The 20,037-nt window shown below is 73.1% G+C and carries 18 protein-coding genes and 1 riboswitch; of the genes, 12 read left to right on the top strand and 6 right to left on the bottom strand.

Annotated elements, in window-relative coordinates; all coding sequences use genetic code 11:
* Positions 1–87: 87 nt before the first annotated feature.
* Positions 88–1,701 (bottom strand): helix-turn-helix domain-containing protein, encoded by a 1,614-nt coding sequence (locus ACFYYJ_RS22935; protein ID WP_389134948.1) that lies wholly within the window; start codon positions 1,699–1,701, stop codon positions 88–90.
* Positions 1,702–1,820: 119 nt separating this feature from the next.
* Between ACFYYJ_RS22935 and ACFYYJ_RS22930 the strand changes: the two genes are divergently transcribed.
* Complete coding sequence (locus ACFYYJ_RS22930) at positions 1,821–3,491, top strand: DUF6350 family protein (RefSeq protein ID WP_389134945.1); 1,671 nt, start codon at positions 1,821–1,823, stop codon at positions 3,489–3,491.
* Positions 3,492–3,800: 309 nt separating this feature from the next.
* Here the strand turns inward: ACFYYJ_RS22930 and ACFYYJ_RS22925 are convergent, their stop codons facing one another.
* Positions 3,801–4,433, bottom strand: a complete 633-nt coding sequence (locus ACFYYJ_RS22925) for a hypothetical protein (protein ID WP_385128630.1) — start codon at positions 4,431–4,433, stop codon at positions 3,801–3,803.
* Between the two features lie 222 nt (positions 4,434–4,655).
* Between ACFYYJ_RS22925 and purN the strand changes: the two genes are divergently transcribed.
* Together purN and purH are read left to right on the top strand one after the other, a co-directional pair.
* Complete coding sequence (purN, locus tag ACFYYJ_RS22920; protein ID WP_385128629.1) at positions 4,656–5,279, top strand: phosphoribosylglycinamide formyltransferase; 624 nt, start codon at positions 4,656–4,658, stop codon at positions 5,277–5,279.
* Positions 5,276–6,871, top strand: a complete 1,596-nt coding sequence (gene purH, locus ACFYYJ_RS22915) for a bifunctional phosphoribosylaminoimidazolecarboxamide formyltransferase/IMP cyclohydrolase (protein ID WP_385366904.1) — start codon at positions 5,276–5,278, stop codon at positions 6,869–6,871. Before purN ends, purH begins: the two co-directional genes overlap by 4 nt.
* A gap of 81 nt (positions 6,872–6,952) precedes the next feature.
* On the opposite strand, the gene ACFYYJ_RS22910 is transcribed toward purH, so the two are convergent.
* Positions 6,953–7,552: a hypothetical protein gene (locus ACFYYJ_RS22910; protein ID WP_389134942.1), complete on the bottom strand. Its 600-nt coding sequence runs from the start codon at positions 7,550–7,552 to the stop codon at positions 6,953–6,955.
* A 253-nt stretch (positions 7,553–7,805) separates the two neighbouring features.
* Here ACFYYJ_RS22910 and ACFYYJ_RS22905 point away from each other — a divergent pair, with 253 nt between their 5' ends.
* From ACFYYJ_RS22905 to ACFYYJ_RS22895, 3 genes are all read left to right on the top strand, one after another.
* Positions 7,806–8,666, top strand: coding sequence for a bifunctional methylenetetrahydrofolate dehydrogenase/methenyltetrahydrofolate cyclohydrolase (locus ACFYYJ_RS22905; protein WP_389134939.1), 861 nt, complete (start codon positions 7,806–7,808; stop codon positions 8,664–8,666).
* Positions 8,656–9,087, top strand: coding sequence for a DUF3017 domain-containing protein (locus ACFYYJ_RS22900; RefSeq protein WP_389134937.1), 432 nt, complete (start codon positions 8,656–8,658; stop codon positions 9,085–9,087). Before ACFYYJ_RS22905 ends, ACFYYJ_RS22900 begins: the two co-directional genes overlap by 11 nt.
* A gap of 243 nt (positions 9,088–9,330) precedes the next feature.
* Positions 9,331–10,320, top strand: a complete 990-nt coding sequence (locus ACFYYJ_RS22895) for a malate dehydrogenase (protein ID WP_385134200.1) — start codon at positions 9,331–9,333, stop codon at positions 10,318–10,320.
* Between the two features lie 108 nt (positions 10,321–10,428).
* Here ACFYYJ_RS22895 and ACFYYJ_RS22890 read toward each other — a convergent pair whose 3' ends face one another.
* A complete protein-coding gene (locus ACFYYJ_RS22890; RefSeq protein WP_389134935.1) occupies positions 10,429–10,920 on the bottom strand; it encodes a carboxymuconolactone decarboxylase family protein in 492 nt (163 codons plus the stop codon).
* A gap of 47 nt (positions 10,921–10,967) precedes the next feature.
* On the opposite strand from ACFYYJ_RS22890, the gene ACFYYJ_RS22885 reads away from it, so the two are divergent.
* Positions 10,968–12,380, top strand: a complete 1,413-nt coding sequence (locus ACFYYJ_RS22885) for a PLP-dependent aminotransferase family protein (protein ID WP_385363769.1) — start codon at positions 10,968–10,970, stop codon at positions 12,378–12,380.
* A gap of 264 nt (positions 12,381–12,644) precedes the next feature.
* On the opposite strand, the gene ACFYYJ_RS22880 is transcribed toward ACFYYJ_RS22885, so the two are convergent.
* A complete protein-coding gene (locus ACFYYJ_RS22880; protein ID WP_389135215.1) occupies positions 12,645–13,481 on the bottom strand; it encodes a hypothetical protein in 837 nt (278 codons plus the stop codon).
* 117 nt (positions 13,482–13,598) lie between these two features.
* On the opposite strand from ACFYYJ_RS22880, the gene ACFYYJ_RS22875 reads away from it, so the two are divergent.
* On the top strand, positions 13,599–13,901 hold the full coding sequence (locus ACFYYJ_RS22875) for a hypothetical protein (protein WP_385127552.1): 303 nt from the start codon (positions 13,599–13,601) through the stop codon (positions 13,899–13,901).
* Between the two features lie 19 nt (positions 13,902–13,920).
* Complete coding sequence (locus ACFYYJ_RS22870; protein ID WP_389134932.1) at positions 13,921–15,117, top strand: glutathionylspermidine synthase family protein; 1,197 nt, start codon at positions 13,921–13,923, stop codon at positions 15,115–15,117.
* A gap of 25 nt (positions 15,118–15,142) precedes the next feature.
* Here ACFYYJ_RS22870 and rocD read toward each other — a convergent pair whose 3' ends face one another.
* Complete coding sequence (rocD, locus tag ACFYYJ_RS22865) at positions 15,143–16,348, bottom strand: ornithine--oxo-acid transaminase (protein WP_385127550.1); 1,206 nt, start codon at positions 16,346–16,348, stop codon at positions 15,143–15,145.
* A gap of 109 nt (positions 16,349–16,457) precedes the next feature.
* Positions 16,458–16,548: riboswitch (ZMP/ZTP riboswitch) on the top strand.
* Between the two features lie 35 nt (positions 16,549–16,583).
* Here rocD and glyA point away from each other — a divergent pair.
* The 3 genes from glyA to ACFYYJ_RS22850 all read left to right on the top strand — a co-directional run bounded on the left by glyA (position 16,584) and on the right by ACFYYJ_RS22850 (position 19,985).
* Positions 16,584–17,855, top strand: coding sequence for a serine hydroxymethyltransferase (gene glyA / locus ACFYYJ_RS22860; RefSeq protein WP_385127549.1), 1,272 nt, complete (start codon positions 16,584–16,586; stop codon positions 17,853–17,855).
* Positions 17,856–18,275: 420 nt separating this feature from the next.
* A complete protein-coding gene (gene trpS, locus ACFYYJ_RS22855; protein WP_385127547.1) occupies positions 18,276–19,289 on the top strand; it encodes a tryptophan--tRNA ligase in 1,014 nt (337 codons plus the stop codon).
* Between the two features lie 102 nt (positions 19,290–19,391).
* Positions 19,392–19,985, top strand: a complete 594-nt coding sequence (locus tag ACFYYJ_RS22850; protein ID WP_385127545.1) for a 2'-5' RNA ligase family protein — start codon at positions 19,392–19,394, stop codon at positions 19,983–19,985.
* Positions 19,986–20,037 lie beyond the last annotated feature (52 nt).

The raw sequence follows: 20,037 nt of genomic DNA, 5'->3' as shown, positions 1-20,037 counted from the left end.
GGCGTGGCCCGCACCCCTCGGGAGGTGCGGGCCACGCCCTTTTCCGTGCGCCGTTCGGTCGCCGCTCGGCCGTCCGTCAGTCGCCCCTCATTCGATCTTCGGGGCGATCCTGGCCGGACCGGCCGCCGGGTCGGCGCGCAGCTTGTCGTGGAGGGCCTTGCTCTCCTCCGTGAGCTGCTGGGGCCCGCTGTGCGGGGGCACGCCCGAGACGTTCGCCCCGGGGGCGTTCGGCGGCTCGTACTTGGTCGGCGCGGTCGCGGTCGTGTACGCGGTGGCCACGGTGATCACCGCGGCCAGGCCGATCACGGCGCGCGTCCGCCGCCGGGCGCGCCGCTCGGCGTGTTTCCGTGCCGCGGCGGCGGGGCGCGGTTCGAGCACCACGGCCGGCTGCAGCGCGGTGAACCGGTCGCGCAGCAGCGCGGACTGCTTCTCGGGTGCCGCGGCGGCCAGCGCGGGGATCCGCGCGGCGAGCGTTGCGTGCGCGTGCAGCAGTCGGTTGCCGGCGGTGGGGGTACTGGACTCCGTCTCGGCGGCGGTGTCGGGCAGGTCGAGTCCCACGCCGTCGTAGAGCAGCACGGTGCGGCGGTGGTTGGTGGGCAGCGCGAGCATGGCGTCGAGGAGGATCCGGTCGGCGGGCTCGGCGGGGGGCTTGTCGGGGTGGCGGTGGGCGCGGCGGAACCGGTGCCAGGGCGAGAGCGCGTACTCGTACGCGGCCGCGCGCACCCAGCCCACCGGGTCCGGATCGGTCGCGACCTCGGGCCAGCGGTCCCAGGCCTGCTGGAAGGCGCGGTCGACGGCCTCCAGGGCGAGGCCCCGGCGGCCGGTGAGCAGGTACGCCTGCCGGGTGAGGGCGGCCGCGGCGTGGGCGTGCAGGGCGTCGAAGTCGTCGACGGGCATCCGTTGCCCCACGGGGTGCGGGTCGCTCGGCGGGTCGCTCGGCGGTTCGGTCTCGGCGGCTGCCGGTGGCGTCCCGGCGGGGTCGGGTGACGGTGCCTCGGCTGCTGCGGGCGGGTGATCGGGCTCGGCGGTTTCCTGCGGAGCCTCGGCGGGAGACGCCTCGGAGGCTCCGGCGGGCCCGGACCCGGGAGCTGCTGCCGCGTCGCCCTGTGGCGCTTCTGCCGGGGGCGGCTCGGGGGTGCCGACGGCACCGGGCGCCTGGGTCCCCGCAGGTGCGCCGGCTGCCTGCGGTGCCGGTGTCGGTGTCGGTGTCTCCGCCCCGGTTGCCTCCGCCCCGGTCGGGGCCGCGGGGGCATGCCGGGTGGGGTCGGGTGACGGTGCCTCGGCCGGTGTCGGCGTCGGTGCCGGCCCGTTCGGGTGGGCGGCGGTTCGGTCGGCCGTGGCCTCCGGGTGGGTCCCGGCGCCGGTGAAGGGGCGCGCGGCCTCGGGGGAGGGGTGCAATGCGGGTGTGGGGGTGTCGGATGACCCGGCGTCAGCGTCCGGCGCGCCTGACGCGCGCGCGGAAGTGGCCTCGGCCGGGGTCTGGAGGCGGGTCAGAAAGCGCGCGTACAGCTCCAGTTTGCGGCCGCGCGGGGCCGTGCGGCCGGTTTCCCAGGAGCGGACCGTGGTCGGGGTGACGCCCACCGCCGCCGCGACCTCATCGTGCGTCAGCTCCGCCGCTTCGCGCAGTCTGCGGCGCTCCTTCGGGGACGGGAGGCTCCGCTCCGCGTCGGATGCGGAGGTCGTATCGACGCTTTGTGTCATGCCGCACTCCCCGCGATCTGACCGGTCTGGGCGAAAAAGTACATAAACGTATATTGGGCGACACCACGGACATTCGCCCGTTACGCACTCATAGCGCGTGTCGAAGGCACCATGGCGGGGTGACCCAAGTGACCGAACGCGGGACCCCGTTGCAGGCGGCCCCGCGAGCCGGCCGGCGGCGCCGTTCGCCGGCCGCCGCCGCATGCGTGATGGGCGGCGCCGTGGCGGCCGGGCTGGGGCTCGGCTTCCTCGCCGTGCTCGTCATCGTCCTGTGGATCAGCTCCCCCTACCCCGACAGCGGCCCCGGCGGCGCCCTCCACCTCGCCGCGGGACTGTGGCTGCTGGCGCACGGTACGGAGTTGGTGCGGTACGACACCCTGTCCGGCGTGCCCGCCCCCGTCGGGGTGACCCCGCTGCTGCTCGTCGCGCTGCCCGTGCTGCTGATGCGGCGTGCCGCCCGGCTGGGGAGCGGGTCCGAGGACGGTGGCGAGGAGGGCGGTGAGGACGGCGGCGAGGAGGTGCTGCCCGCCGGCGCCGTCTTCTCGGCCGTGCTCTGCGGCTACCTCGCGGTCGGCGCCCTCGCCACGGTGTACGCCGCCGGGGGGCCGATGCCGGCCGACCCGCTCAGCGCGGCGTGGCATGTGCCGCTGGTCGCCGTGCTCGCGGCGGCCGGCGGGGTGTGGGCCGCCCGGGGGCGTCCGGACGGACCGCTGCCGAACCGGCTGCCGGAGGGCGTACGGAGGGCGGTCGCGCGCCCCCGGTACGCGCTCGCGCTCCGTGCGGGGGCGGGTGGGGCGTTGGTGCTGCTGGGTGGCGGGGCACTGCTGGTCGGCGCCTCGCTCGCGTGGCACGGGGCCGAGGCGCAGGGGTCGTTCCTGGCGCTGACCGGGGTGTGGTCGGGGCGGTTCGCCGTGCTGTTGCTGGCGCTGGCGCTGATCCCGAACGCGATGGTCTGGGGGGCGGCCTACGGGCTCGGGCCCGGGTTCGCGCTCGGCGCGGGCGCGACCGCCACCCCGCTCGGCTTCGCCGGGTCGCCCTCGCTGCCGAGGTTCCCGCTGCTGGCCGCGCTTCCGCCCGAAGGGCCCGGGACCCCGCTGACCTGGGCGGCGGTCGGGGTGCCGGTGGCGGCGGGGCTTGCGGTGGGGTGGTTCGCGGTACGCCGGGCGCGCGAGGTCTCGTACGGGGAGACGGCGCTGACGGCGGCGCTGGGCGCGGTGGTGTGCGGGCTGGTGATGGCCGGGCTGGCCGCTGCCGCGTCGGGGCCGATGGGGTCGCGGCAGCTCGCGGAGTTCGGGCCGGTGTGGTGGGCGGTGGGGGCGGCCGCCTTGGCGTGGACCCTGCCGGGGGTGGTGGTCGCCGTGGCGGTGCACGCGTGGCGCAACCGGCCGGTTGCGCTCGCGCGCGGCGCCGTGGAGGGGGATGCGGACGGGGACGGCGGGTGGCACGACAGCGGGGTGCGGGAGCTTCGGTGGGAGGCGTTGAGGGCGGCCGCCGGTGGTTTGATCCCGGACATCTCGGCGCCGGCGGCTGCCGCTGCCCCTGCCCCGGCCTCTGCGCCTGTCGTTGCGCCGGTGCCGCCCGCTGAGGCTCCGGTCGTGGCGCCTGCCCCGGCCCCGGCCGCTGCCGCTGCCGCTGTCGTTCCGGCTCGGGCGTTGACCGTGGTGTCCGCCGTCGGGCCGGAGCTCACGGTGCCGGTGGCTGCGCCCTTGCCGGTGGTCGTGCCGGAGCCGCCGTTGGCGCCGCCGGTGGTGGGGGCGCGGGTGCTGGCCCGGCGGAAGCCGTCGGCGTAGCGCCGTTGCCGGGGGCTCTGCCCCCGGGCCCCCGTGCCTCAAACGCCGGCGGGGCTGAGTTTGGTGGCGCTGGATGGGCGGGTGCGGCGCCGTTGCCGGGGCTCTGCCCCCGGGCCCCCGTGCCTCAAACGCCGGCGGGGCTGAGTTTGGTGGCGCTGGACGGGCGGGTGCGGCGCCGTTGCCGGGGGCTCTGCCCCCGGGCCCCCGCGCCTCAAACGCCGGCGGGGCCGAGGTCGCCCCGGCGAGGCCGAGTTTGCCGTTGGCGGGGGGTTGCCCGGCGGGATGGGAGTCGTGGGGCGCGCCGCGAGGCTACTGGCGGACCTTCAGGATGTCGCCCACCACGTTGTTCGGGAGGAGGGTGTTGCACTGGAGTTCCGCGGACTGGGTGAGGGCGTCGTCGCGGCAGACGTAGAAGTCCTTGTACGCCAGCTGCACCGCGTACGAGCTCATCGACAGCAGGATCGCCAGTGAGGCCGTGACCAGGCCGCTCACCGCCGCCGTGCGCTGCGGGCGGGCCGCCGGGCCCAGGGCCGCCAGACCGCCGGGCCGCTCGGGCCGGTCCGGGCCGGCCGGCTGGGCCGGGCGGCCGCGCAGGGCGCTGATGCCCCAGTAGAGGGCCAGCGCGCCCAGCAGGAGTCCGACCGACGGGATGCCGAAGATCCCGAAGAAGAAGCCCCACATGCCGGCCAGCAGCGCGTACCGCGCCCGCCGCTGGATCGGGTCCGTCGGGTCCCAGCGGGCCGGGCCTCCCTGGCCGTCCGTGTTCCCCGGGTCCTCCCCGGACCCCCGGCCCGGCCCGCCGTCGCCGCCGGCGCGCGGCTGCCAGGGCTGGTCCGGCCGACCCTCCGGCGGCGCCGCGAACGGGTTGTCGTCCGTGGAGGGGGAGTCGGGGGAGGAAGGGGTGGAGGGGGTGGAGGAGTCGGGCTGGCGGCGGTCCGGCATCGGGTGCGTTTCTTCCCCTGTGTCAAGGACGTCAGGGCGACGTCGAGGCGTGTACGCCTGACGCTACCGCCCGGCCGTCCCCCCGTCCCTCGGGGGCCGTCCGGTGTGCCGGTATCGTTGCAGGCGGTCGGTGGCTTCGTATGGTTCCCCGTATATCGGTACCCCGAAGTTTCGTATGACCGCACAAGACGAACACCGCAATTACGCGAGAAAGGGCCTCCCATGGCCGCCTCCCGCCTGGTCGTGCTGGTCTCCGGTTCCGGCACCAACCTCCAGGCCCTGCTCGACGCCATCGACGCCCACCCCGGCGGATCCGAGGGCTTCGGTGCCGAAGTCGTCGCCGTGGGGGCCGACCGAGAGAACATCGCGGGCCTGGAGCGGGCCGACAAGGCCGGGATCCCCACCTTCGTGTGCCCGGTCAAGGCCTACGGGAGCCGCGAGGAGTGGGACGCCGCCCTCACCGGGGCGACCGACGCGTACGCCCCGGACCTCGTCGTGTCCGCCGGGTTCATGAAGATCGTGGGCAAGACGTTCATCGACCGCTTCGGCGGCCGGTTCATCAACACCCACCCCGCCCTCCTCCCCGCCTTCCCCGGTGCGCACGGCGTACGGGACGCGCTCGCCTACGGCGCGAAGGTCACCGGCTGCACGGTCCACTTCGTGGACAGCGGCGTGGACACCGGTCCGATCATCGCCCAAGGTGTGGTCGAGGTGCGGGACGAGGACGACGAAGCCGCTCTCCATGAGCGCATCAAGGAAGTCGAGCGCCAGCTGCTCGTCGACGTCGTGGGGCGCCTGGCCCGGCACGGCTACCGCATTGAGGGACGAAAGGTAACGATCCAGTGACCGCCGCAGACACCGCAGCGAGCAACGACCCGACCACGAACCAGCGGCCGATCAGGCGTGCGCTCATCAGCGTCTACGACAAGACGGGACTGGAAGAGCTGGCCCGCGGCCTGCACGAGGCCGGCGTCGCGCTCGTCTCCACCGGCTCCACCGCCTCGAAGATCGCCGCCGCCGGGGTGCCCGTCACCAAGGTCGAGGAGCTCACCGGCTTCCCCGAGTGCCTGGACGGCCGCGTCAAGACCCTGCACCCGCGCGTGCACGCCGGCATCCTCGCGGACCTGCGCCTGGAGGACCACCGCAACCAGCTCGCCGAGCTGGGCGTGGAGCCCTTCGACCTGGTGGTCGTCAACCTCTACCCCTTCCTGGCCACCGTCCAGTCGGGTGCCACCCCGGACGAGTGCGTGGAGCAGATCGACATCGGCGGTCCGTCGATGGTCCGCGCCGCCGCCAAGAACCACCCGTCGGTCGCGGTCGTCACCAGCCCGGCCCGCTACGCCGACGTCATCGCGGCCGCCCAGGGCGGCGGTTTCGACCTCACCGCCCGCAAGCGGCTCGCGGCCGAGGCCTTCCAGCACACCGCCGCCTACGACGTCGCCGTGGCCTCCTGGTTCACGAACGCGTACGCGCCGGAGGAGGGCGCCGACCTGCCCGAGTTCCTCGCGGGCGCCTGGGAGCGCAAGTCGACCCTCCGCTACGGCGAGAACCCGCACCAGGCGGCCGCCCTCTACACGGACGGTCAGCCGGGCGGTCTCGCCAACGCCGAGCAGCTGCACGGCAAGGAGATGTCCTTCAACAACTACGTGGACACCGAGGCGGCCCGCCGCGCCGCCTACGACCACGAAGAGCCCTGCGTCGCGATCATCAAGCACGCCAACCCGTGCGGCATCGCCGTGGACGCGACGGACGTCGCCGCGGCCCACCGCAAGGCGCACGCCTGCGACCCGCTGTCGGCCTTCGGCGGCGTCATCGCCGTCAACCGCCCGGTGACGGTCGAGCTCGCCGAGCAGGTCGCCGAGATCTTCACCGAGGTCATCGCCGCCCCCGCCTACGAGGACGGCGCGGTCGAGATCCTGGCGAAGAAGAAGAACATCCGCGTGCTCAAGGTGGACGGCACCCCGCACCAGCCGGGCGACCTGAAGCCGATCTCCGGCGGCGCGCTGCTCCAGCAGAGCGACCTCTTCCAGGCCGAGGGCGACGACCCGGCCAACTGGACCCTCGCCACCGGTGACGCCCTGTCCGCCGAGGAGCTCGCCGAGCTGGCCTTCGCGTGGAAGGCCTGCCGGGCCGTCAAGTCCAACGCGATCCTGCTCGCCAAGGACGGCGCCTCGGTCGGCGTCGGCATGGGCCAGGTCAACCGCGTCGACTCGGCGAAGCTCGCCGTCGAGCGGGCGGGCGCCGAGCGCGCGCAGGGCTCGTACGCCGCCTCCGACGCGTTCTTCCCCTTCCCGGACGGGCTGGAGATCCTGACGGCCGCGGGCATCAAGGCCGTGGTGCAGCCGGGCGGTTCGGTCCGTGACGAGCAGGTCGTCGAGGCCGCGCAGAAGGCCGGCGTGACGATGTACTTCACCGGCACCCGCCACTTCTTCCACTGAGCAGTCCCGCATACGGCGAAGGCCGCGACCCGCACTGCGGGTCGCGGCCTTCGCCGTATGCGTGGGACGTGCCCACGGGGCTCAGTAGCGCGGGCGCTTGAACCAGGCGGCGCCGTCGGCGGTGACCACCGAGGCGAGGATGATGCCGCCGATGGCGAGACCCACGACGCCACCCGCGGCGCCACCCGGGGTGCTGCTGCCCGTGTTGGCGAAGTTGCCGAGGCTGCCCAGGATGGACAGCGCGCCGAAGATGATCGTGGTGATGCGGATCCCGTTGCCGCCGTTGGCGAACTTCGCGCCGAGGAAGATGGCCAGGCCGCCGAACGCGAAGAAGACCAGGGCGAAGATGACGAGGAAGCCGCCGACGACGTCACCGCCGGTGCTCGAGGTGGAGCCGGACACCGCGGCGCCGCCGATGCCCATGACGAGGCCGCCGAGGATCTGCAGGCCACCGATGATGAAGAGCAGCACGCGCGAGGTCTTCAGCAGACCCGGCATCTGCATCGGCATGCCCGGGTAGCCGCCGGGGCCGGCCGGGTAGCCCATGGGAGCCTGCTGCTGCGGGTAGGCGTAGCCGCCCTGCGGCGGGACGCCCTGCGGTGCCTGCTGCGGGTAGCCGTAGCCGGGCTGGCCCTGCGGGGGCTGCTGTCCGTACGGGTTGTTCGGGTCGCCGAAGCTCATCTGGGGTGTTCCTCCGTGGAAGTGCGGGGACGCACGGCAAACGCACGGAGGAACTTGCGTCTTGCGGTCCGCCCCCCGGCCCTGCCCGCGGCACTCTTTCCTTGCATCGTCGTGGGACACGCAAGTACTTGTCCAGTTGGTTGCAATCAGCCCCGTCACTTGTTGTGCAAGTGCAATGAACCGCGTGCAGCGGCGAACGCCCGTCCGGCACCGTGACTGGAACCGGGGGCACTCCATCCGGGAGGATGGGTGCATGACCGCCCAGATTCTCGATGGCAAGGCCACAGCGGCCGCGATCAAGTCCGAACTGACCGCCCGAGTGGCGGCCCTGAGGGCCCGGGGCACCACCCCCGGCCTCGGCACCCTGCTGGTCGGCGACGATCCGGGCAGCCGCTGGTACGTCAACGGCAAGCACAAGGACTGCGCCGAGGTGGGCATCGCCTCCATCCAGCGCGAACTGCCCGAGACGGCCTCCCAGGAGGACATCGAGGCGGTCGTGCGGGAGCTCAACGACAACCCGGAGTGCACGGGTTACATCGTCCAACTCCCCCTCCCCAAGGGCATCGACACCAACCGGGTCCTGGAGCTGATGGACCCGCTCAAGGACGCCGACGGCCTGCACCCCATGTCGCTGGGCCGGCTGGTGCTGAACGAGCCGGGTCCGCTGCCCTGCACCCCGTACGGCATCGTCGAGCTGCTGCGCCACCACGACGTCGAGATCAACGGCGCCCACGTCGTGGTCCTCGGCCGCGGCATCACCGTCGGGCGCTCCATCGGCCTGTTGCTGACCCGCAAGTCCGAGAACGCCACCGTGACGCTCTGCCACACCGGTACGCGCGACCTGTCCGGGCTGCTGCGCCAGGCCGACATCGTCGTCGCGGCCGCCGGTGTCCCGCACCTGGTCAAGCCCGAGGACGTGAAGCCGGGCGCGGCCGTGCTCGACGTGGGCGTCAGCCGCGACGAGAACGGGAAGATCGTCGGCGACGTGCACCCGGGCGTCGCCGAGGTGGCGGCCTGGATCTCCCCGAACCCGGGCGGCGTCGGCCCCATGACCCGCGCCCAGCTGCTGGTCAATGTCGTCGAGGCGGCGGAACGGAGCACCAGTGCAGGCTGAACCCGACGCGGAGCAGCCGGGCGCGGAACGGCCGCCCGGCTCCCGGCGCTTCCCCTCCGTCACCCTGGACACCGCCCGTCCCGAGGGCAGCGGCCGCGCCGTGCCCGGTGCCGTGTCCACGCCCGCCCGGCAGTGGCCGATGCTCAGCGTGCTCACCGCGACCGCGGTCGGGCTGCTGGCCACGGCGCTGGGGCACCCGCGCGTCGGCACCCTGGTGATCGGCATCGCCCTCATCGCCGCCTCGGCCCTGCGACGGCTGCTGCCCTCGGTGGGGATGCTCGCGGTGCGCTCCCGCTTCACGGACATGGTCACGTACGGGCTCTTGGGAGTGGCGATCACGCTGCTCGCGCTGGTCATAGAACCCAAGCCGGTGCTGGAGCTCCCGTTCCTGGAGGACGCGGTCCGCTTCACCGTGCGCTGAGACCCCCGAAAGGGAGGCCCGGCCATAGCCCGAAAGGGTCGAGATGCAGGGCGGAAACCACCCTCCCGCCTTCGAACCCTCCGGTCCGTGTGCCATGCACCACAGGGACCGGGGGATCGAGCCGCTCCAAGGTCGGATAGCCTGACCGCGGATGTCTCTTCACATCAAGATTCACTGGGAAGCGGCGTCCTCCAGCACATGGGGCGGGACGCCCCAACCGCCAGCTGTCTAACGGAGAAGGCCATGACCCGCACTCCCGTGAATGTCACCGTCACCGGCGCCGCCGGCCAGATCGGCTACGCGCTGCTCTTCCGCATCGCGTCCGGCCACCTGCTCGGCGCGGACGTGCCGGTCAAGCTCCGCCTCCTGGAGATCCCCCAGGGCATGAAGGCCGCCGAGGGCACCGCCATGGAGCTCGACGACTGCGCCTTCCCGCTCCTCAAGGGCATCGACATCTTCGACGACCCGAACCAGGGCTTCGCCGGCGCCAACGTCGCCCTCCTCGTGGGCGCCCGCCCGCGCACCAAGGGCATGGAGCGCGGTGACCTGCTCTCCGCGAACGGCGGCATCTTCAAGCCGCAGGGCGCCGCGATCAACGCGAACGCCGCGGACGACATCAAGGTCCTGGTCGTGGGCAACCCGGCCAACACCAACGCGCTCATCGCGCAGGCCGCCGCCCCGGACGTCCCGGCCGAGCGCTTCACCGCGATGACCCGCCTGGACCACAACCGCGCGATCACGCAGCTGGCCCAGAAGACCGGCTCCGACGTCACCGACATCAAGCGCCTCACCATCTGGGGCAACCACTCGGCGACCCAGTACCCCGACATCTTCCACGCGGAGATCGCCGGCAAGAACGCCGCCGAGGTCGTGAACGACCAGGTGTGGCTGGCCGACACCTTCATCCCGACCGTCGCCAAGCGCGGCGCCGCGATCATCGAGGCCCGTGGCGCCTCCTCGGCCGCCTCGGCCGCCAACGCCGCCATCGACCACGTGCACACCTGGGTCAACGGCACCGCCGCGGGCGACTGGACCTCGATGGGCATCCCGTCGGACGGCTCCTACGGCGTCCCGGAGGGCATCATCTCCTCCTTCCCCGTCACCACCAAGGACGGCAAGTACGAGATCGTCCAGGGCCTGGACATCAACGAGTTCTCCCGCGAGCGCATCGACGCCTCCGTCGCGGAACTCGTCGAGGAGCGCGACGCGGTGCGCGAGCTCGGCCTGATCTGATCCCGGATCGCTTCACCGGAACGCCCCGGCGGGTCTGCCCGCCGGGGCGTTCCGTGCGTTCACGGCCGGGTCCCGGTGCGGACCCCCGTACGGCACTGGATCGCCGGGTCAGGCCTTGTACATGCCGGGCTTGTAGTGGCCCGGCGTCAGGCGCGTGGTGACGCCGATGCGGTTCCAGACGTTGATCGTCGCGATGACGGCGATCAGCTGGGCCAGCTCCTTCTCCTCGAACCGCTCGGCGGCCTTCTCGTACACCTCGTCGGGCACGAAGCCGTCGGTCAGCACGGTGACGGCCTCGGTGAGCTCGATCGCGGCGAGCTCCTTCTCGGTGTAGAAGTGCCGCGACTCCTCCCACGCGGGCAGCAGCACGATGCGTTCGATGCTCTCGCCCGCCGCGATGGCGTCCTTGGTGTGCATGTCGATGCAGAAGGCACAGTGGTTGATCTGCGAGGCTCGGATCTTCACGAGTTCGACCAGGGCCGGGTCGAGGCCCTTCTTGGCGGCGATCTCCAGGGCCAGGACGGCTTTGTAGACCTCGGGGGCGACCTTGGCCATCTGCATGCGCGGGGTGTGCTCGTGTGCGTTCTGTGTCTCGGTCATGTGATCGACCCTAGGGGTCGGGCGGCCCAGGGATATGGTCCATATCCATGACGGATTCGTGGGCCACTTTCGGTGCCGACCTGCATCTGGACCTCTCCGCCGGGCGCGGCCTGCGGGCCGGGCTCGCCGAGGCGCTGCGCGAGGCCGCGCGCAGCGGGCGGCTGGCGGCCGGGACGCGGCTGCCGTCCTCGCGGTCGCTCGCCGTAGACCTGGGCATCGCGCGGAACACGGTCGCGGAGGCGTACGCCGAGCTCGTCGCCGAGGGCTGGCTGACGGCCCGCCAGGGCTCCGGGACCAGGGTCGCCGAACGGGCCCGACCGCGCCGGACCGCGACCGCCGGCGCCGGCCGGGCCCGGCGCCCCCTGCGCGGCGGGCCCTCGTACGACCTCCAGCCCGGCTCCCCGGACCTGAGCGGCTTCCCGCGCGCGGCCTGGCTCTCGGCGGCCCGGCGCGCGCTGACCAACGCGCCGAACGAGGCCTTCGGTTACGCGGTCGAGGCGCGCGGCCGGATCGAACTGCGGGAGGCGCTCGCCGGGTACCTGGCGCGGGCGCGCGGGGTGTACGCGGACCCCGAACGGATCGTGCTGTGCGCCGGGTTCGTGCACGGGCTGAGCCTGCTGGCGGCGGCGTTGCGGGCGCGGCGGGTGCGGGAGGTGGCGGTGGAGGGGTACGGGCTGGACATCCACCGGGACCTGCTGGTGAAGGCGGGCCTGCGGACGCGTCCGCTGGGCGTGGACGCGGAGGGCGCCCGTACGGGTGAACTCGGCGCGGGCGGGCCCGGGGTGGGCGCGGTACTGCTGACTCCCGCGCACCAGTTCCCGACCGGCGTCGCACTGACCCCGGCCCGGCGGGCGGCGGCCGTGGACTGGGCCCGGACCACGGGCGGGCTGATCCTGGAGGACGACTACGACGGCGAGTTCCGTTACGACCGCCAGCCGGTGGGGGCGCTCCAGGGACTGGACCCGGACCGGGTCGTCTACCTGGGCACGGCCAGCAAGTCCCTCGCGCCGGGGCTGCGGATCGGGTGGCTGGTGGTCCCGCCGGGACTGGTGGACGAGGTCCTGGCCGTCAAGGGCGTGACCGACTGGACCTCCAGCGCGCTGGAGCAGCTCACGCTCGCGGAGTTCATCACCTCGGGGGCGTACGACCGGCACGTGCGCGGGATGCGGCTGCGGTACCGGCGGCGCCGGGACGAGCTGGTGGCGGCGGTGGCCGACCGGGTCGGGGTGTCCGGGATCGCGGCGGGACTGCACGCCGTGCTGGACCTCCCGGAGGGGACGACGGAACGCTCGGTGATCCAGTCGGCGGCCTGGCACGACCTGGCGCTGGACGGCCTGTCCCGCCACCGTCACCCGGAGGCGGTCCTTCCGCCGCGGCCGGCGGTGGTCGTCGGCTACGGGACTCCGTCGGACAGCGCGTGGGGCCCGGCGCTGGCCGCGCTGTCCGCGGTGCTGCCGTAGGGAGTGTGCGGCGCCGCCGTCGGGGGCACTGCCCCCGAACCCCCGCGCCTCAAACGCCGGCGGGGCTGGAGATGCCGCTGCGCGGCAACCCAGCCGCGCCCGGCGGACGGCATCGGCCGAACCAGCCCCGCCGGCGTTCGAGGCGCGGGGTCCGGGGCGGAGCCCCGGTTCGGGAAGGGGCGGGGTGGGGGAAAGCCCCGCGCAGCGGTGCGGCTGTGCCTCCCCGGCAGGCTCCGGCCCCGCGCAGCGGCACGGCACCCCGGTTCACGCCGGGGCCGGGTCCGTCGGGGCCGGGGGTTCGCCGAAGCGGGCCAAGGCCAGGGAGCCCGCCAGGGCCACCGCGAAGCCGGCGACCGCGAGCCACGTCAGCCCCTCGCGGGTGCGGTCGCCGAGCCAGGCCACGCCCACCACCGCCGGGCCGATCGTCTCGCCCAGCACCATCCCCGCCGTCGCCGCCGTCACGGAGCCCCGCGCCAGCGCCGAGGTGAGGAGGAGGAACGCCGCGCCGCCGCCCAGCAGGAGGGCGTACAGCGCCGGGTTCAGCAGCTCCCGCAGGGAGAAGGAGTCGATGAGCCGCACCGACACCTCCACCACCCCGAAGCCCGTCCCCGAGGCCAGACCCAGGACCAGGGCGCGCGGCCCGTCCGGGAGCCGGCCAGCCGCCGCGCCCACGGCGAGCACCATCACCGACACCCCCAGCAGCGCCAGCTTGAGGGCCGGGGAGCCCTCCCCGGAGCCCTCCTCCCCGGAGGCCAGCCCCAGCATCAGCAGCCCCGAGCACACCACCCCCACCGCGGCCCACTCCGTCCGCGAGAGCCGCACCTTCAGCAGGCGCGAGGCGGCCACCGCCGTCACGGCGAGGCTCGCCGCCAGCGCGGCCCCCACCGTGTAGATCGGGACGTGGCGCAGCGCGATGATCTGGAGCACGAACCCGGCCGCGTCCAGGCCGAGGCCGGCCAGGTACCGCCACTGGCGGGCCGCCCGCAGCAGCAGCGCCGGATCCACCCCGGAGCCCGTCCCGGGCTCCGCGGCCCGCGCCGCCATCGCCTGCAGAACGGACGCCGTACCGAAACAGACCGCCGCACCCAGCGCACAAACCATCCCAATCAGCACGAACTGACTCTAGGTCACAGTTTCTGCGACGGCCGGATTCCATCCCCCGGGGGCACCGCTCTACGCTGTCCCGACGTACGCAGGGTCCCAGGGGGAGTAGCAGACATGGACAGCAGCAACACCAACCGGCGCCGCATGCGCTCCGGCGCGGTCGCCCTCGGCGGTATGGGCCTGCTCGCGGCGAGCCTCGTGGCCTGCGGCAGCAGCAACGAGCCGGACAAGCGCTGCGCGTCCCGCTCCACGCTGGAGCACCTGAACGGCAAGGAGTGCAAGAGCGGCGGCCGCGGCTCGTACTACTACGGCGGCTACGTCTCCTCCGGCAAGGTCTCCGGCGGCAGCTTCGACAAGTCCGCCGTCACCCGCGGCGGCATCGGCGGACACAGCAGCTCCGGCTCCAGCGGCGGCTGAGGAACACGGAACCAGGCACATGAAGCGGCACACCATCGAGCCACGCCCCGACTGGCAGAAGACCGTCGAGGAACAGGGGCTGATCTACCCCCTGACCCGCTACCCCGACGACTCCCTGCGCCCCTACTGGGACGAGAGCGCGTACTACTCCTTCTCCCTCCCCGAAGTGGAGGCCCTGGAGAACGTCGTCGAGGAGCTGCACGCCATGTGCCTGGCGGCGGCCGCGCACATCGTCGACCACGACCGCTTCGCCGACCTCGGCATCACCGACCCGAAGCTCGCCGCGCTCATCGCCGAATCCTGGCGGCGCCGCGCCGAACAGCCGTCCCTCTACGGCCGCTTCGACCTGCGCTACGACGGCTCCGGCAGCCCCGCGAAGATGCTGGAGTACAACGCGGACACCCCGACCTCCCTCGTGGAGGCGGCGAGCCCGCAGTGGTTCTGGATGGAGGAGCGCTTCCCCGGCGCCGACCAGTGGAACTCCCTCCACGAGCGCCTCGTCGACGCCTGGCGCCGGCAGGCCGAGCTGCTGCCGCCCGGCGTGCTGCACTTCGCGCACTCCGAGACCGATGAGCTCGGCGAGGACCTGATGACGGTCGCCTACCTCCAGGAGACCGCGGAGCAGGCAGGCATCGAGACCCACGCCCTGTCCGTCGAGCAGATCGGCTGGGACAGCCTCACCGGCCGGTTCGTGGACGACAAGCTCCGCTTCATACGCGGCTGCTTCAAGCTCTACCCGTGGGAGTGGCTGGCCACGGACGAGTTCGGCCCGCAGGTCCTCGGCACCTACGACCTCGGCGGCGGCAGCGGCACCACCTGCTGGATCGAGCCGCTGTGGAAGATGCTGCTCTCCAACAAGGCGCTGCTGGCGATCCTCTGGGAGCTCTTCCCGGAGCACCCGAACCTGCTGCCCGCCTACCTCGACGGTCCGCGCGAGCTCGCCGACACCACCGGTTACGTCGCGAAGCCGCTGCTGGGTCGTGAGGGCGCCGGCGTCACCCTGCACCAGGCGGGCGGCGACGGGGAGCCCTTCACCCCGGAGGAGGGCGAGCGGTACTGCTTCCAGGGCCTGGCCCCGCTGCCGGACTTCGACGGCAACCGGGTGGTGCTCGGCGCGTGGGTCGTCGAGGACGAGGCGGCGGGGCTCGGCATCCGCGAATCCGCGGGGCCGGTCACGGACGAGTACGCCCGCTTCCTGCCCCACGTGATCCTCTAGGCGCGGGCCCGGCCGGGCCGGGCGGCTACGCGGACAGCACCGCCCTGAGCTGGTCGAGGCCCCAGTCCAGGTCCTCCTTGCCGATCACCAGCGGCGGTGCGATGCGGATCGTCGACCCGTGGGTGTCCTTCACCAGCACCCCGAGCTCCATCAGCTTCTCGGAGATGTCCCGGCCCGTCCCGCGCGAGGGGTCGATGTCGACGCCCGCCCACAGCCCGCGCCCGCGCACGGCCGTCACCGCGCCCCCGCCGACCAGCAGGTTCAGCTCCCGGTGCAGGTGGTCGCCCAGCTCGGCGGCGCGCTGCTGGTACTCGCCGGTGCGCAGCATCGCGATCACCTCCAGGGCGACGGCGCAGGCGAGCGGATTCCCGCCGAAGGTGGAGCCGTGCTCGCCCGGCTTGAACACCCCGAGCACGTCCCGGTCGGCGACGACGGCCGACACCGGCACCACACCGCCGCCGAGCGCCTTGCCCAGGACGTACACGTCCGGCACGACGTCCTCGTGCTCGCACGCGAAGGTCTTCCCGGTCCGGCCGAGGCCCGACTGGATCTCGTCCGCCATGAACAGGACGTTCCGCTCGCGCGTCAGGTCCCGTACGCCCCGGAGGTAACCGGCGGGCGGCACCAGCACCCCCGCCTCGCCCTGGATCGGCTCCAGCAGCACGGCGACCGTGTTCTCGGTGACGGCGTGCGCGAGCGCGGTCAGGTCCCCGTACGGGACGATCTCGAAGCCGGGGGTGTACGGGCCGAAGTGGTCGCGGGCGTCGTGGTCCGTGGAGAAGGAGACGATGGTGGTGGTCCGGCCGTGGAAGTTGTCGGCCGCGACCACGATCTTGGCGTGCCCGTCCGGGACGCCCTTGACCTCGTAACCCCACTTGCGCGCGGTCTTCACGGCCGTCTCCACGGCCTCCGCGCCCGTGTTCATCGGCAGCACCATGTCCTTGCCGCACAGCGCGGCGAGCTCGGTACAGAACTCGGCGAACCTGTCGTGGTGGAAGGCGCGCGAGGTGAGCGTGACCCGCTCCAGCTGCGCGTGGGCGGCGTCGAGCAACCGGCGGTGGCCGTGCCCGAAGTTGAGCGCCGAATAGCCGGCGAGCATGTCGAGGTAGCGGCGGCCCTCCACGTCGGTCATCCACGCGCCTTCCGCGGAGGCGACGACCACGGGCAGCGGATGGTAGTTGTGCGCGCTGTGCGCGTCGGCGGAACGGATGGCATCAGCAGTTGTCGACACGGGGTCTCCGATCGTCCGTCAGGCCTGTGACGAGGGTGGCGTCACTCTGCATCCTCGCTCGTATACCGGGCGGAGAAACCTTTCTCGTGGCGCGCCCGCTAAGGTGGGCGGTACGCACGGCGACTGGCGTACGGAGAAAAAACTCCGGGGGAGTCGTGCGCGCACGACCGCTATCAGGGCCGCTCGCCTGGGCCTCGCGGGGACGAGACACGAAATCGACCCCGGAGGAGCCGCCATGAGCGCGAACCACCGTCATCCCGCCCTTCTCGCGACCGACCCCGAGCTGGCGTCCTTCGTCGCGGCGGAGGAGACCCTGCAGGCCGAGACGCTGCGCCTGATCCCGAGCGAGAACTACGTCTCGGCGGCCGTCCTCGAAGCCTCCGGCACCGTCCTGCAGAACAAGTACAGCGAGGGTTACCCGGGCCGCCGCTACTACGAGGGCCAGCAGAACATCGACCGCGTCGAGGCCCTCGCCGTCGAGCGGGCCAAGGGCCTGTTCGGGGTGGACCACGCGAACGTGCAGCCGTATTCCGGCTCCCCGGCGAACCTGGCCGTGTACCTGGCCTTCGCGAAGCCCGGCGACACGGTGATGGGCATGGCCCTGCCGATGGGCGGGCACCTGACGCACGGCTGGGGCGTCTCGGCGACGGGCTCGTGGTTCCGCGGCGTGCAGTACGGCGTCCGCGCGGACGACGGGCGCATCGACTACGACGCGGTGCGCGAGCTGGCCCTCGCCGAGCGACCGAAGATCCTCTTCTGCGGCGGCACCGCGCTCCCGCGCACGATCGACTTCGAGGCCTTCGCGTCGATCGCCGAGGAGGCGGGCTCGATCCTGGTCGCCGACGTCGCGCACATCGCGGGCCTGATCGCGGGCGGCGCGCACCCGTCCCCGGCGGGGCACGTCGACGTGATCTCCACGACCACGCACAAGACCCTGCGCGGTCCGCGCGGCGCGATGCTGATGTGCCGGGAGGAGCACGCGAAGGCCATCGACAAGGCGGTCTTCCCGGGTCTGCAGGGCGGCCCTCACAACCAGACGACGGCCGGCATCGCGGTCGCCCTCCACGAGGCGGCGCAGCCGTCCTTCACGGCGTACGCCCACGCGGTCGTCGCCAACGCGAAGGCGCTGGCCGAGGCGCTGCTGGAGCGGGGCTTCGACCTGGTCTCCGGTGGCACGGACAACCACCTGATCCTGATGGACCTGACCTCGCGGGAGGTCCCGGGGAAGATCGCGGCGAAGGCGCTGGACCGCGCGGGCATCGTGGTGAACTACAACACCGTCCCCTTCGACACGCGCAAGCCGTTCGACCCCTCGGGGATCCGGATCGGCACGCCGTCGCTGACGTCCCGCGGCCTCGGCGTCGAGCACATGCCGGTGGTCGCGGACTGGATCTCCCGGGCCGTGGACGCCGCCACGAAGGCGGACGAGGCCCAGCTCGGGGCGGTCCGATCCGAGGTCGCCGACCTCATGGCCGCGTTCCCGGCCCCGGGCCTCCCCCTGTCCTGACCGCCGCGCCGCTGCGGGGGCTCCGCCCCCGTACCCCCGCGCCTCAATCGCCGGCGAGGCTGGTTTTGGCTCCCCCGAGCTGTCGGGTGCGACCCCGAACACGGCGCTCCGCGCCCGCGCCTCAAACGCCGGCGGGGCTGGATTTGCCCGGTACTTGAATGCGGCGCTCAGCCGAAATACAGCCACGCCGGCGATTGAGGCGCGGGGTCTGGGGCGGAGCCCCAGGAAGCCCCGTGCAGCGGACCGGGCCGCCCGGCCCCGCCCGGCACGGCAGGGGCGGGATCCGGCCACCGCGCTACGAGCCGGTACTGGTACCGGCTCCGGCACCCGGCCGGGCCGCGAGCCCCGCGCCCGGCGGGCGCACAAGGTTCCGGACACCGGCGGGCCCGAGCCCGCCCCCGCACCTGAGAGAATGAAGCCATGGCTTCTGATCGTCCTCGCGCGCTCTCCGGCATCCAGCCCACCTCCGGTTCGTTCCACCTCGGGAACTACCTCGGAGCCATCCGCCAGTACGTCGCCCTGCAGGAGACGCACGACGCCTTCTACATGGTCGTCGACCTGCACGCGATCACCATGCCGCAGGACCCGGCGGCCCTGCGCGCGAACACGCGCCTCTCCGCCGCGCAGCTCCTCGCCGCCGGCCTGGACCCCGAGCGCTGCACGCTCTTCGTCCAGAGCCACGTGCCCGAGCACGCGCAGCTCGCCTGGGTCATGAACTGCATCACCGGTTTCGGCGAGGCCAGCCGGATGACCCAGTTCAAGGACAAGTCCGCCAAGGGCGGGGTCGGCAGCGCCAGCGTCGGCCTGTTCACCTACCCGATCCTCCAGGTCGCCGACATCCTGCTCTACCAGGCGCACTCCGTCCCCGTGGGCGAGGACCAGCGCCAGCACGTCGAGCTGACCCGCGACCTCGCGGAGCGCTTCAACCAGCGCTTCGGCAAGACCTTCACCCTCCCTGCCGCGCACATCGTCAAGGAGACCGCGAAGATCTACGACCTCCAGGACCCGTCGATCAAGATGTCGAAGTCGGCGTCCTCCCCCAAGGGTCTGATCAACCTCCTCGACGAGCCCAAGGCCACCGAGAAGAAGGTCAAGAGCGCGGTCACCGACACCGAGACCGAGATCCGCTACGACACCGAGAAGAAGCCCGGTGTCAGCAACCTGCTCACGATCTACTCCACCCTCACGGGCGAGACCATCGCCGAGCTGGAGGCGAAGTACGAGGGCAAGGGCTACGGCGCGCTGAAGACGGACCTGGCCGGCGTGATGGTCGACTTCGTCACCCCGTTCAAGCAGCGGACCCAGGAGTACCTGGACGACCCGGAGACGCTGGACTCCATCCTGGCCAAGGGTGCGGAGAAGGCCCGGGCGGTAGCCGCCGAGACCCTCGCGCAGGCCTACGACCGGATCGGTTTCCTGCCCGCCAAGCACTGACGGGCGCCGGCGCACGCGCTTGCGAAAGACGGCCCTGGCGGTTCAGGGGGTGCTGCCCCACACTGGGGCGACAGGACGCAATCGACGACGAAGGAGACATACGTGGGGACCGTAACGCTCGGCGTTTCGATCGCGGTCCCGGAGCCGTACGGCAGCCGCCTCCAGGAGCTGCGCGCCGGCTTCGGGGACGCCGCCGCGCACGGTATCCCCACGCATGTCACCCTCGTGCCGCCCACCGAGGTGGAGGCCGATCGGCTGCCCGCGATCCGGGCCCACCTGGCCGAGGTCGCGGAGGCCTTCCGGGGCTTCCGGATGCGGCTGGCCGGGACGGGAACCTTCCGGCCCCTCTCGCCGGTCGTCTTCGTCCAGGTCGTGGAGGGCGGCGCGGGCTGCACCCGTCTCCAGAGCGAGGTCCGCAATCCGGAGGGCCCGCTCGACCGCGAGCTGGCCTTCCCGTACCACCCGCACGTCACCGTCGCCCACGGGATCTCCGAGGAGGCGATGGACCTCGCGTTCGGGACGCTCGCCGACTACGAGGCCGAGTGGCTCTGCGAGGGTTTCGCGCTCTACGAGCAGGGCTCGGACGGGGTCTGGCGCAAGCTGCGTGAATACCCTTTCGGCACGGGCCCGACGGGGGTCCCGGCGCAGCCGGGCGCGCCCGCCGAAGCGGCCCGGGCGACCGTACGTCCTTCCTGACCGAGCGGCCGCCGGCCCAGCCGGACGGTGAGCCGGGCCCCGAATCGGAGCT

Origin of the sequence: Streptomyces sp. NPDC002467 (assembly GCF_042889825.1) — a bacterium.
Lineage (GTDB): Bacteria > Actinomycetota > Actinomycetes > Streptomycetales > Streptomycetaceae > Streptomyces.
The sequence above is the reverse complement of the archived record's forward strand: the minus strand, read 5'-3'. Positions and strand labels throughout refer to the sequence as shown.